9 protein-coding genes are annotated in these 13,085 nt (G+C 58.3%); 4 read left to right on the top strand and 5 right to left on the bottom strand.

Features of this window, described 5'->3' with window-relative positions; translation table 11 throughout:
- Positions 1-153 precede the first annotated feature (153 nt).
- The 3 genes from ACTQ48_RS05085 to ACTQ48_RS05075 form a co-directional block, all read right to left on the bottom strand.
- On the bottom strand, positions 154-1,164 hold the full coding sequence (locus ACTQ48_RS05085) for a hypothetical protein (protein ID WP_441570296.1): 1,011 nt from the start codon (positions 1,162-1,164) through the stop codon (positions 154-156).
- A gap of 416 nt (positions 1,165-1,580) precedes the next feature.
- Entirely contained in the window at positions 1,581-1,919 is a 339-nt protein-coding gene (locus tag ACTQ48_RS05080; RefSeq protein WP_055252615.1) for a PTS lactose/cellobiose transporter subunit IIA, read from the bottom strand.
- 214 nt (positions 1,920-2,133) lie between these two features.
- A complete protein-coding gene (locus tag ACTQ48_RS05075; RefSeq protein ID WP_441570295.1) occupies positions 2,134-3,138 on the bottom strand; it encodes a LacI family DNA-binding transcriptional regulator in 1,005 nt (334 codons plus the stop codon).
- 357 nt (positions 3,139-3,495) lie between these two features.
- On the opposite strand from ACTQ48_RS05075, the gene ACTQ48_RS05070 reads away from it, so the two are divergent.
- Together ACTQ48_RS05070 and lacG (ACTQ48_RS05065) are read left to right on the top strand one after the other, a co-directional pair.
- Positions 3,496-5,271, top strand: coding sequence for a PTS lactose transporter subunit IIBC (locus tag ACTQ48_RS05070; protein ID WP_427718986.1), 1,776 nt, complete (start codon positions 3,496-3,498; stop codon positions 5,269-5,271).
- 66 nt (positions 5,272-5,337) lie between these two features.
- Positions 5,338-6,777 carry a 6-phospho-beta-galactosidase gene (lacG, locus tag ACTQ48_RS05065; RefSeq protein WP_154514977.1) on the top strand — a complete coding sequence of 480 codons (1,440 nt, stop codon included), beginning with the start codon at positions 5,338-5,340 and terminating at the stop codon, positions 6,775-6,777.
- Between the two features lie 357 nt (positions 6,778-7,134).
- On the opposite strand, the gene ACTQ48_RS05060 is transcribed toward lacG (ACTQ48_RS05065), so the two are convergent.
- On the bottom strand, positions 7,135-8,136 hold the full coding sequence (locus tag ACTQ48_RS05060; protein WP_427718983.1) for a LacI family DNA-binding transcriptional regulator: 1,002 nt from the start codon (positions 8,134-8,136) through the stop codon (positions 7,135-7,137).
- A gap of 284 nt (positions 8,137-8,420) precedes the next feature.
- Between ACTQ48_RS05060 and ACTQ48_RS05055 the strand changes: the two genes are divergently transcribed.
- Entirely contained in the window at positions 8,421-10,199 is a 1,779-nt protein-coding gene (locus ACTQ48_RS05055) for a PTS lactose transporter subunit IIBC (protein WP_441570294.1), read from the top strand.
- Positions 10,200-10,273: 74 nt separating this feature from the next.
- Positions 10,274-11,695, top strand: a complete 1,422-nt coding sequence (gene lacG, locus ACTQ48_RS05050; RefSeq protein ID WP_441570293.1) for a 6-phospho-beta-galactosidase — start codon at positions 10,274-10,276, stop codon at positions 11,693-11,695.
- A gap of 591 nt (positions 11,696-12,286) precedes the next feature.
- Here lacG (ACTQ48_RS05050) and ACTQ48_RS05045 read toward each other — a convergent pair.
- On the bottom strand, positions 12,287-13,051 hold the full coding sequence (locus ACTQ48_RS05045; RefSeq protein ID WP_441570292.1) for a DeoR/GlpR family DNA-binding transcription regulator: 765 nt from the start codon (positions 13,049-13,051) through the stop codon (positions 12,287-12,289).
- Positions 13,052-13,085: the final 34 nt, after the last annotated feature.

Here is a 13,085-nt window from a genome sequence, read left to right as displayed (position 1 = left end):
TTTTTTGAACAAATACCGTTCACGGATGATTGCTGACCGTTTGGACCGGGCGCGGGCGTAGCGACCATGTGTTCAACAAACAAAAGGGCGGCCGAGAACGTGTCTCGGCCGCCCTTCGGCGGTATTCCCCGGTATATACGGCAGCTTTAGCTACTAGGACTGGCCGCCCTTCTTGGCATGCTTGGACGGAGTGCCCAGAAAGCGGCCCGTCAAATAATTCGTCGGCCCGGAAATATCAATCCCCAGCAGTGTGTGCCCCAGCCACAAAAACGCCGCGAGCACCAGCAATGGGATAACGCACGAGGTCACTATCATCACGATGACACCTTCGATCAGATCGGTCACCTGCTGCACAATCTCATCGGTCATCTGCTTGGCGCCGCTGGTCACCGTCGTGACGAGACCCGAGGCACCGTCGGCAAGCTGTTCAAGCACGTTCTTGGACTCTGCGGACTCGGTCTTTTTCTTGTTTGCTTTGGAGCTATCGCTATCTGCCGCACTCGCAGCGTCAGTCGCCTTTTGCTCGGCCGCCTCGATGCTCACTCGATACGTTTCATCAACCTTCTGCGACACCCATACGCTCGCGGGCACCAACACCATGCTAATGATGGCGACCACCAGCACACGCGTTGCCACGCGACGAATGACCGTGCTCGTGCTCCAGCGTCCGTGAATGCCAAGCGACGCTGCAAAGAGCACCAGCGCAAACGGGATCAGGATGCCCAGGCCAACCGACCACAAAATCGTGAGTAAATATTTCTCTAGGTATAGCACGGCAAGCACGATACCAAGATTACCCGAAAGCTGAGCGAGCTGCTCGGCAACCGGCGTTCCCGTATCGCCCGGCAGCGCAGTGATACCCGCAGATAGGGCGACGCACGAGGTCGTGAGCGCCAATACATTGCCCTTCTTTTGATCGATGACCTCGATGGTGGAGTCCCAAGTCTTGGTATCGGCAAAATGCGGACGAGCCACAAACCCCGACAGCAGCGCCAGTACCACGAGCGCAACGATGAGGCCAATCTGCAGTTTTTTGTTTGCGCACACGACATCGGATAGGCTGGGCTGCAGCTCGGTCACCGTTGTTTGCTCGGTTATCTGGACAGGACGCCCATGAGCCATCTCGCGCGCGTCTCTCTTTTGAATCGATCCGTTGTCCGGCATTTGGATACCTCCTCATTCCGGCCTGTATTGCGGATGGAAGTATACCCACCCAGCGAAAAACCGAACGGCAAGAGGCGCAACAGACTGCTGCATGACCTGCCCGCCATGAAATGGGCCCATCTACTACGTTTAACTGCCCATCCCCGACCATGCCCCGTGGCGTAAAAACAAAACCACAGGTAGAACGCCTGCAGTTTTTCATGAAACGCAGGTGTGTTCGGGGGCACCGGGTTAAACGTAGTAGATGGTCCAGTTTCGTGGCGAGTACTGCTAACTGATCCTCCGGGGACGGGAAAAGCGGGTCATTTTGGTCTATCGACCCCTTTTTCGCCGCAACCGAGATAGATGGGATACAGAAAAGCCCTGCTGCGGGTAGCGGCAGGACTTTTGGAAGGGGACTTGGTTGTGCGGGCTCGTTAGGCGAGCTTGGCCTCGAGCTCGGCGATGCGCTTGTAGGCATCGATGGTAAAGCGGGCCTGCTTCTCCAAGATCATAGTGGTCATGAGAGTGTCCTGAGCGTGAGCCATGATGAAGGTCATCTCCATCTCGCCGCCGCCGGCCTCCTGCGAAAGCAGCTTGGTCTGCGTGTCGTGGGCGCCGATAAGCGCATCGCTGGCATCCTTGTGCAGCTGCTCGGCCTTCTCAAAGTCACCCTCGCGAGCAGCATCGAGCGCTGCAAGCAGATCGGTCTGGGCGTCACCTGCGTATGCGACAATCTCGAATCCAACCATCGAGATTTCTTCTTTGGTTGCCATATTGCGTTCCTTTCACATATGAACCAACGGAGAGCATCGCGTCCGGGCATACGCGCTGCGCTGTGTATGACAGAAACAATAACATTCAAACAAAAAAGAACAATACAAAACGTAATTTCGAGCTATGAACGGTCACTTTTAAGCCGCGAACGGTTTCCAAACCATTTCGAACAATATCAAACATGATTAACGGAAACCCAAACAGGACCGCGCCCTAACGCAAATCGTGCACCGTATCGCCCTCTACGAGCACGCCGGGGATCAGCATGTGCTCCACGCCAGACGCAACTCCCTCGGCGCCGGCGATCTTGTCGACTGCCCACATGCCGACACGCTTGTTGTCAAAGCGCACGGTGGTCAGGCGACGATCGGGCACGATGTCGCCCAGACTATCATCAACCCCCACCACGCTCACGTCCTCGGGCACACGCCTTCCGCGCGACTCGAGTCCGCGAATGCAGCCGTAGGCCATGGCGTCATTGGAGGCATAGATGGCAGTACAGGTCGGATCGTCCGCCAGAGCCTGGCCTGCGGCATATCCACTCCGCGCCGTCCAGTCGCCACGGATGAGTCGCGGCAGCTCAATACCATGCGCGCGCAATGTCTCGCGCCAGCCCTCCTCGCGCTGCATGCCCGAAAGCGAGCGTTCGGGACACGAGATAAAGTGCACGGTCTTGTGCCCCTGCCCCAGCAAGTACTCGACAACCTGGCGCGAGCAATCGAACTGATCGTTATCGACCGTCGAGCACAGCGGGTGCTCCAGCATGGTAACGAGCACCGTCTGCATACCAGGCAGAGGCTCAAAGGTGCCAAAGTCCGCCGGCATGCGATTCATGATCACAACCATGCCATCCACCGGCAGTGCGCTCATGCGCGACGATGCGCTCTCGAGGGTATACGGATGTCCATCTACTTTAGTGAGGGTAATGGCGTAGCCGTGCTTATCGGCGGCGGCGGCAAAGCCCTCCATACGGTCGAGGTTGCCGGTACCGGTAATGTTGAACATGGCGACGCCGACGGTCTTAAACTTGCCGCGGCGCAGCGATCGACCGGCAAAATTGGGGCGATACCCCAGCTCGCGCATGGCGGCACGCACGCGCTCCTTGGTCTCGGGGCGCACGCTGGGTGAATCGTGGACGGTGCGCGAGACCGTCTGTTCTGAGACGCCCGCGAGGCGCGCCACATCCTTAACGGAAACCGTTTTTTTAACAGCGGCCATAGGTCGATCTTTCTATGTCAACGATGCCATTGGTGGCACCCTACGCAGTCAAATGAAACATCTTCAAGTATATCTAACGCCTCCCCCACCATACGCTCACCACCCAAAACCTACCGTTCACCGACATTTTTGCTTCCCCGAACGGCTTTTATCGCCCAAATGTTAACGTTGCCATTGTGCAAACACAGAGCCACCGGGCGGCTCAAACGTTTACGCGCAAGAAATCGACGGTCCGCAGGCACAGGGGCCATCGGTTCGCATCTTATTTTGTGTCACAAAATGGCAACGTCAACATTTTGGCAACCAAACGTCAAAAGCTGCTATCGTTGCTAACCCACCGACTCTTAGGAGCTTTGCATGGAGCAACTCATCGCCACCATCGAAAAGGGCCAGCCCTTTTTCAACGCGATCGCCCGCAACAAGTACCTCAAGGCGATCCGCGACGGTTTTATCTCCGTCATCCCCATCATCATCTTCTCGTCCATCTTCTGCCTGGTAGCCTCGGTCCCCAACATCTGGGGTTTCTACTGGCCCGATGACATCAACAACGCCCTGTGGAAGTGCTACAACTACTCCATGGGCATCCTGGCCATCGCCTGCGCCGCTACCACGGCCAAGCATTTCGCCGACGCCCAGAACCGCGATCTGCCCAAGAATAACCAGATCAACTTTATCTCGTGCATGTGCGCGGCCATCATCGGCTTCTTGCTCCTTTCGAGCGACACCATCGCCACGGATGCCGCCAGTGGCTTCAACACCACCTACCTTGGTTCCAAGGGCCTACTGACCGCCTTCATCGCTGCGTTTGTGACCGGCATCATCTACAAGTTCTTTATCAAGCGCAACATCACCGTCAAGATGCCCGAGCAGGTTCCGCCCAACATCTCGCAGACCTTTAAGGACATCATCCCCTTCTCCGTCTGCATCACCGTCTTTTGGGTCTTTGACATCGTCTTCCGCGCTGCCTTTGGCTTCTGCTTTGCCCAGGGCGTCATCCAGGTGTTCCAGCCCCTGTTCACCGCTGCCGACGGCTACATCGGCCTTGCTGTGATTTACGGCGCCATGAGCCTGTTCTGGTTCGTGGGCGTCCACGGCCCCTCGATCGTCGAGCCCGCCATTGCCGCCGCCCTCGTTTCCAACATGACCGACAACCTGGCTGCGTTCCAGGCCGGCCAGCACGCTTCCGCTGTCCTGACCCAGGGTGCCCAGTACTTCGTCGTCTGCATGGGCGGCACCGGCGCCACGCTCGTCCTGGTCTTTATGTTCTGCTTCCTGGCCAAGTCCCAGGAGATGCGCGCTGTCGGTAAGGCCGCCATCGTCCCCGTGTGCTTTGCCGTCAACGAGCCGCTGCTGTTCGCCGCGCCTATCGTGCTCAACCCCGTCTTCTTTGTCCCGTTTGTCTTTGCCCCGATCGCCAACATCTGGATCCTCAAGATCTTTATCGACTTCTTGGGCATGAACGGCTTTATGTACACCCTGCCTTGGACCGTCCCCGGCCCCATCGGCACCATCATGGGCCTGGGCTTCCAGCCGCTCGCCTTTGTGATGCTCGCCCTTATCCTGGTCGTCGACTTCGTTCTGTACTATCCGTTCTTCCGTGCCTATGACGCCCAGAAGTGCGCCGAGGAGGCCGAGATTTCCCAGGAGGAGCTCGCCGCCAAGAACGCCGAGAAGGCCGCCAAGCTCAACGATGCCTTCCAGGGCAAGGCCGACGCCAAGAGCGTTGCCGCCGGCGCTGCTGCCGAGGCCGTGGAAGCCGGCGCTCCCGCCGCTTCCGCAGCACCCGCTGCCGAGGCAACGGCCACCAGCGACCTCAACGGCAAACGCGTGCTCGTGCTCTGCCAGGGTGGCGGTACCTCGGGCCTGCTCGCCAACGCGCTGGCCAAGGCCGCCAAGGAGCGCGGCATCAATCTTGAAACCGCTGCCGAGGCCTATGGCAACCACGTGGACATGCTCCCCGACTTCGATCTGGTCGTCCTGGCCCCGCAAGCCGCAAGCTACCTGGCCGACCTGCAGAAGGACTGCGAGCGCGTGGGCAACAAGTGCGTCGCCTGCCGCGGTAAGCAGTACATTGAGCTTTCCCAGAACGGCGATAAGTCTCTCGCCTTCGTAAGCGAGCAACTCTCGAAGTAAGTAACGCACAGGGCCAGCCGACCATCCAAGACCGGCTGGCCCTTCGATTTAGACGATTGGATCATCATGTCCGTTAACCCTGCTAGCGTCACCAACCCGCCTGCGCAGTTTCCCGAGGACTTTGTCTTTGGCGGCGCCACTGCTGCCTACCAGGTAGAGGGCGAGACCCGCACCCACGGTAAAGGCAAGGTTGCCTGGGACGACTTCCTGGAGGCCCAGGGGCGCTTTTCCCCCGATCCCGCTTCGGACTTCTACAACCAGTACCCCGTCGATCTGGAGTTGTGCGAGGAGTTCGGCATCAACGGCATTCGCCTCTCCATTGCCTGGAGCCGCATCTTCCCCAACGGCACCGGCGAGATCAACCCCGAGGGCGTGCAGTTCTACCACGATCTCTTCGCCGAGTGCCACAAGCACCACGTTGAGCCGTTTGTCACGCTGCATCACTTCGACACGCCGCTTGCCCTCTTTGAGAAGGGCGACTTCCTCAACCGCGAGACCATCGATGCCTTTGTGGACTTTGCCACCTTCTGCTTTAAGGAGTACGCCGACCAGGTGACCTACTGGTTCACCTTTAACGAGATTTGGGCCGATGCCTCCAACACCTACATCGAGGGCACCTTCCCCGGCGGCGTCAAGGCGCATCTGGCCGAGGCTTTCCAGTGCGAGCACAACATGATGCTCGCCCACGCCAAGGCCGTACTGGCCTTCCACAACGGCGGTTTTAAGGGCAAGATCGGCGTCATTCAGTCGTTGGAGTTTAAGTATCCGCTCAACGAGAACGACCCCGCCGACATCAAAGCCGCCAACAACGAGCACGTGTTGCAGAACCAGTTCTTGCTCGACGCCACCTTCCGAGGCGACTACGCGCCCGACACCCTCGAGTGCGCCAACCGTCTGGCTGCCGTCTCGGGCGGCACCATCGAGATCCTGGACGAGGACCTCGAGATTATGCGCGAGGCCGCGCTCTACAACGACTACCTGGGCGTCAACAACTACCAGTGCCGCTTCTTGAAGGCTTACGACGGCGAGAACGACCTGCACCACAACGGTACGGGCGAGAAGGGCACCGGCCGCTGGCGCGTTAAGGGTATTGGCGAGCACGTGAACAAGCCTGGCATCCCCACCACCGACTGGGACTGGATCATCTATCCCGAGGGCCTGTTCGATCTGCTCGTCTACATTAAGCAGCGCTACCCCAACTACAAGCAGATCTTCATTACAGAAAACGGCATGGGCTACAAGGACCCCTACAAGGACGGTTTTGTGGACGACCAGCCGCGCATCGACTACATCGAGCAGCACTTGCGCTGGCTGCTCAAGGCCATGGAGGTGGGCGTCAACGTGGGCGGCTACTTCCTGTGGAGTCTGCAGGATCAGTTCTCCTGGACCAATGGTTACAACAAGCGCTATGGCTTCTTCTACGTTGACTTTGAAACCCAGAAGCGCACGCCCAAGGCAAGCGCCTACTGGTACAAGCACGTGGCGCAGACCCGTCGTCTGGACTAGCAGCTGGCGACCAGCGGAATTGCCCCGCTCACATAACCTGTCCCCATTTCTCAGCCGGGGGTGGCACGTCACACGGCGCGCCGCCCCCGGCCTTTTGTTTTTGTTCGGCTGGGGGGCCGTTTGTCTCGATCTGTAACATCTAGCCGAGTTTTTGGTCCCTAGCTGTTACAAATCAAGACAAACCGGGAAGACGGGGCCGAATTGTCTAAATCTGTAACACTAAAACCGGTTTTGGACGTCTGGTTGTTACAGATTGAGATAAACGCACAGGACAATCCTCTCAATCTCGATCTGTAACATCTAGCCGAGTATTTCGGTCCTAACTGTTACAGACTGAGATGAACGATCCAAGCACGTCTACGCCCGCAGGTCCTTCACGCTGGAACGCTCGATCAGCACGCCTGACACAAGCGTGCGGCTTCTGGAGCTCGGAGCCTCAAGGCCTGCGACGACCTCGTTAAGCGCACGGATGCCCAGCTCGCGGTGGCGAAACTTCACCGACGTCAGAATCGAGTTGGGAATCGTCTTGTAGAGCTCATCGTCGAAGCCGATCACGGACACGTCGTCGGGCACACTGAGCCCTTTGTCACGTAGAGCCATCATCACGCCGTTTGCCATGCAGTCGTTAGCAGCGAGGACCGCCGTGCAATCGGGTTTATCGGCAAGCACAAGGCCCGCGGCATAGCCACTATCCGCATTCCAATCACCTTGCAGAGGCTCGGGCGGCTCAATGCCACGCGTCTCGAGTGCTGCACGCCAACCTTTCATACGGCACTGGCTCGACAGCGACTCTTTTTTACCAGAAACGAAATACACGTTCTTGTGCCCGCGATTTAAGAAGTACTCGCACGCCATGCGCGCACCGTCCTCTTGATCGTCACTAACGGTAGAGCAGGTAGGATGTTCCATCGGCGTGATAATCACCGTCTTGAGGTCTTTCGGCGCCTCAAAGGTATCAAAGTCATCGACCATTTGACGCAGGTTGAAGATCATGCCGTCGACGGGAAGCTGCGACATCCTGCGCGCCGCTTCGGCAAGGGTCATCTTCTCCCCCGCCCGCTTTTTGATCATCGTGAGCGCAAAGCCTCGCTCTTCGGCGGCATCGGCGATTCCGTCAATCATGTCCACGGCGCCGCCCGACAAGTGGAACAGCACGACGCCGATGCACCCGTAACGGCCCAACTTGAGTGAACGCGCGGCAAAGTTCGCCCGGAACCCAAGCGCCTCCATGGCAGCATGGACCCTATCGCGCGTCGACTCGCGCACGCTATCGGGCTCGTTGATCACGCGCGACACCGTCTTGAGAGAAACACCCGCGGCAATCGCCACATCGTTCATCGAGACGTTTTTCTTGTCCATCGTTGCCACTGCTTCTCCAGTCGGTTCTCTATCGCTTGTTTTTTGCGTTCTAGCATACACTACCTACCCGACTGACAAATCAGCCGTTTATCGGACAATATCGACCGTTCACCCGTAAATCCTTGTTGCTCTTCCAAAAATGTCTTACGTTGTCATTAACGAAATGACAACGTTGTCATTTCGCAATGCCTTCCTTAAGCGGGAAGGTTTCCGGGCAGTCCTGACCATCCACCGACGACCAGTTCCATCCACATGCATCGCGCATCAAGTAACAAAGGAGCTTTATGGACGCCATCGTAAAGATGCTCGAAAAGCATCAACCATTCTTTGAGAAGATCTCGAGGAACATCTACCTCCAGGCCATCAAGGACGGATTCCTTGGGTGCATGCCCATCGTCCTCACCTCTTCGATCTTTTTGCTAATCGCCACGCTTCCCGGCGTGGTCGGCATCACGTTGCCCCAACCGCTCATCGACTGGTGCAACAAGCTGTACAACTTCACCATGGGCGTCATGGGCATCATGGTTGCCGGCACCACCGCCAAGAACTTCACGGCCTCCATGAACCGACGCATGCCCGCCGGCAAGGTGCTCAACGACGGCTCCACCATGGTGGCCGCCCAGTGCAGCATGCTGCTGCTCGCCGTTACGCAGTTCACCACCAAGCTCGACGGCTCCGAACTTTCGGTCTTCGACTGCACCAGCATGGGCACGCGCGGTCTGTTCTCGGCCTATATCGCCGCGTTCATTACCGTGTGGGTCTATAAATTCTGCGTCTCGCGCGATTTGACCATTAAGCTGCCCAAGGAAGTCCCGGGCGCCATCGCTCAGAACTTCCGCGACATCATCCCCTTTGGCGGCGCCGTCATCATCTGCGGCATCATCGATGTCGTCGTGCGCAACCTCATGGGCGTTCCGTTCTCCGAGCTGCTTATCAAACTGCTCTCCCCGCTCTTTACCGCCGCAGAAACCTATCCTGGCCTTATCCTTATCCAGGCAGCCACCGCGTTCTTCTGGTTCATCGGTGTCCACGGTCCTTCGATTGTCCAGCCGGGCATCGACCCCATCCGTCTTGCCAACCAGGCCGAGAACCTGCAGGTTCTGCTGGCAGGCGGCCACCCCGCCCACTCCCTCACCTTTAACATGTCGCTCGTGGGTGAGTTCGGCGGCACCGGCGCCACGTTCATCGTGCCACTTCTGCTGATTCTCTTTATGAAGTCCAAGCAGCTCAAAGCCGTCGGTAAGGCCTCGATTGTTCCTGTTGCCTTCGCCGTCAACGAACCGCTGCTCTTTGGCGCGCCGATGATCCTTAACCCCTACATGCTCATCCCCTTTGTTGCCGCCGGCTGCGTCAACGTGAGTGTTGCCAAGTTCTTTATCGACAATGTGGGTATGAACGGCTTCTCCTTCGTGGTGCCTTGGGCTACCCCCGCCCCCATCGGCATCTTCATCACCACGAACTTCCAGCTTATCGCCCTGGTATTTGTCGCGATCATCATCTTGCTGGACGCCATCATCTACCTGCCGTTCTTGAAGGCGTACGATAAGCTGCTCTGCGACCAGGAGGCCGAGCGCGCCGCCGAGCTGGGTCTTGAGTCCGACGGTGCTGCCACCATCGCCGCCAGCACCTCTGAGCCCGCCGTCGAGCAGGCTACCGCTTCCGTCGAGCCGACCGCCGCTGCCGGCGACAGCGAGCCTGTCGCCAATCAGCCCGAGCCCGTCGTCGAAGCATCCGCTAAGAAGGATGTCGACGGCCTGAAAGTCCTCGTCCTGTGCGCCGGCGCTGGCACCTCTGCCATGCTTGCCAACGCCATCAAGGAAGGTGCCGCGCAGACCGGAGAGAACATCGCTTCCTCTGCCGGCGCTTATGGTCAGCACACTGCCATCATGGATCAGTACGACGTTATCGTGCTTGCCCCGCAGGTTCGTAGCTACTACAACGACATGAAGGCCGACACCGATCGTCTGGGCATTAAGCTGCTCGCCCCGCGCGGCAAGGAATATATCGACCTTACCCGCGACCCCGCTGGCGCCATCAAGTGGCTCCGCGAGAACCTCGACTAGCTCCTCCCTCTGTTGGTGCCCGGATCCCCAGTTCGGGCACCTCTCCCTATTCGTACCCCCAGAAAGGATGCCTCATGAACAACCCCATGCAGTTCCCCGACGGCTTTGTGTTTGGCGGCGCCACTGCCGCTTACCAAGTTGAGGGCGAGACCCGCACGCACGGCAAGGGCAAAGTGCCCTGGGACGATTTCCTGGCCGCTCAGGGTCGCTTCTCCCCCGATCCCGCAAGCGATTTCTACAACAAGTACCCGGTCGATATCGACCTGTGCCAGCGCTTCGGCATCAACGGTATCCGCGTCTCCATCGCTTGGAGCCGTATCTTCCCCAACGGCACCGGTGAGATTAACCCCGAGGGTGTCGCCTTCTATCACGAGCTCTTAGCCACCTGCAACAAGGCCGGCGTTATCCCCTATGTCACGCTCGATCACTTCGATACGCCCGAGGCCTTTTACCAGAACGGCGGCGAAGGCTTCCTGACGCGCACGACGATCGACGCCTTTGTCGAGTACGCCAAGTTCTGCTTTGCCGAGTTCACCGAGGTCAAGCACTGGTTTACCTTTAACGAGATTCCCGCGACCGCCGAGGGCAGCTTTATCGTCGGCAACTGGCCGCACGGCGAGAAGTATCGCCTGGACAAGGCCTTCCAGCTTATGCACAACATGATGGTGGCCCACGCCAAGGCTGTCGTCGCCTTCCATGAGGGCGGCTTTGAGGGCGAGATCGGCATTGTCCAGAACCTAGAGCCCAAGTATCCCCTCGATCCCAACAGCGCTGCCGACTGCGAGGCCGCCCGCATGGCCGACGTCATCAACAACCGCTGGGTACTCGATGCCACCTTCCGCGGCCACTATGCAGCCGACACCATGGAGGCTGCGACCAAGCTTGCCCATATCGCCGGCGGCGAGCTCGACGTTCGCGACGAGGACATCGCCGCGCTGACCGCCGCACTCCCCTACAACGATTGCCTGGGCGTCAACACCTACAAGTGCCAGTTCCTGCGTGCCGCCGAGGGCGAAAACGACATCAACCACAATGGCACCGGCGACAAGGGCTCCTCGCGCTGGTTCCTCAAGGGCGTAGGCGAGGCATGCGTGCGCGAAGGCGTACCCACCACCGATTGGGACTGGATCATCTATCCCGAGGGCCTGTACGACCTGCTGCTCCGCATTAAGAACGATTACCCCAACTACAAGAAGATCTACATCACCGAGAACGGCATGGGCTATAAGGACGACTTTGAGGACGGCTTTATCGATGATGCCCCTCGCATCGACTATATGCGTCAGCATCTCGCATGGATCCTCAAGGCGATCGACGGCGGCGTGAACGTCGACGGCTACTTTGTGTGGTCGCTGCAGGACCAGTTCTCCTGGACCAACGGCTACAACAAGCGCTACGGCCTGTTCTACATCGACTTTGAGACCCAGGCCCGCTATCCCAAGGCGAGCGCGTACTGGTACAAGAACGTCGCGGAGACCGGCCTGTTCATGGCCTAGTTTCCGCCGCATACCCCCTGTCGGCCGCATACGAATCCCTCCACGGGTTCGCATGCGGCCTTTTTGTTTTGGCTCGGCCCGAGCAGGTCGTTTATCTCGATTTGTAACATCTAGCCGAATATTTCGGCCCTAGCTGTTACAGATCAAGACAAACAGAACGCCCGAGCAGAAATATCTCAATCTGTAACATCTAACTCGCTTTTAACCGTCTAACTGTTACAGATCAAGACAAAGGTGATGGCTGGATAGACAAAATCTCGATTTGTAACACCTAGTCGAGTTTTTGGGTCCTAGCTGTTACAGATCGAGACAAACGGAATAGGCCGGGCCAAAATCTCGATCTGTAACACCTAGTCGAGTTTTTAGGTCCTAGCTGTTACAGATTGAGACAAACGGAATAGGCCGGGCCAAAAATCTCAATCTGTAACATCTGGTTGGTGACTTCACCCCTACCTGTTACAGGTTGAGACAATTTGATAGCGAAGTCCCCATTTGCGCGTCATATCGCATAGCGCTGACGCGCCGATTCCCCACAATGACAGGGGGGCAAAAGTCCTCACACAGCGCTTACTAGCAATCCTGCAGCGCTAGCTAGCAAATGACCTGCGTATGCTCCTCGATGGCGGCACGATCCTCGGCGGTAATACCCGGCTCGCACACCACGGCATCCAGGCTGTCCAGACGGCAGAAGGTGTAGAAGTCGCGCTTGCCAATCTTGCTGGAATCGGCGATCAGATAGCGCGAGTCTGCCTTGCTAAAGGCGAGCTGCTGGATGCGGCCCTCTTCCATGTTGGACGTAGATACGTCACCGTCCAAGATGCCGTTGGCGCCGATAAAGGCTGCATCGATCCCCAGCGCACGCAGGGTATCCTCGGCCGTTGGTCCCACAAAAGCGGCGGTGCGGCGACGATACATGCCGCCCACGAGGCACAGGTCGCAGTCTTCGCGCGCCTCGAGCAGGTTAAACACCGAAAGCGAGTTGGTCACAATGCGCAGGCGGCACGCCGGCAGCATCGAGGCCATCTGCTCCACCGTAGTACCCGTGCCCAAAAAGATGGTCGAGCCTTCCTCGATAAGCTCCACAGAACGGCGCGCAATCTGCAGCTTTTCCTCGGCATGCTTGGTGCGCTTTTCGCTGTGCGAGTACTCGTGGCGCAACATAGCGTGGGGACGACCCTGCGCACTGCGGGCGCCGCCGTGCACGCGCTCGATCTCGCCCAGGCTCGCAAGCTCCTCAAGATCACGGCGGATCGTCATATCCGAGACGCCCAGTGCATCCGAAATCTCCTTGACCGAGACCGTGCCCTGCTCCTCGAGCAGCTGACGAACCTTATCCTGTCGCTCCGCTTTAATCACGATGAATCCTCGCCGTTCTTTGTGCGCATATCAT

Source organism: Collinsella sp. Sow4_E3 (genome assembly GCF_052116285.1).
GTDB lineage: Bacteria > Actinomycetota > Coriobacteriia > Coriobacteriales > Coriobacteriaceae > Collinsella.
This window is presented reverse-complemented; position numbering and strand designations above follow the sequence as displayed.

Coding starts and splice junctions, on each gene's coding strand:
- ACTQ48_RS05055 (WP_441570294.1), top strand. CDS start 8,421: ATGGACGCCATCGTAAAGATGCTCGAAAAGCATCAACCATTCTTTGAG.
- ACTQ48_RS05060 (WP_427718983.1), bottom strand. CDS start 8,136: ATGGACAAGAAAAACGTCTCGATGAACGATGTGGCGATTGCCGCGGGT.
- ACTQ48_RS05085 (WP_441570296.1), bottom strand. CDS start 1,164: ATGCCGGACAACGGATCGATTCAAAAGAGAGACGCGCGCGAGATGGCT.
- ACTQ48_RS05075 (WP_441570295.1), bottom strand. CDS start 3,138: ATGGCCGCTGTTAAAAAAACGGTTTCCGTTAAGGATGTGGCGCGCCTC.
- lacG (WP_154514977.1), top strand. CDS start 5,338: ATGTCCGTTAACCCTGCTAGCGTCACCAACCCGCCTGCGCAGTTTCCC.
- lacG (WP_441570293.1), top strand. CDS start 10,274: ATGAACAACCCCATGCAGTTCCCCGACGGCTTTGTGTTTGGCGGCGCC.
- ACTQ48_RS05080 (WP_055252615.1), bottom strand. CDS start 1,919: ATGGCAACCAAAGAAGAAATCTCGATGGTTGGATTCGAGATTGTCGCA.
- ACTQ48_RS05070 (WP_427718986.1), top strand. CDS start 3,496: ATGGAGCAACTCATCGCCACCATCGAAAAGGGCCAGCCCTTTTTCAAC.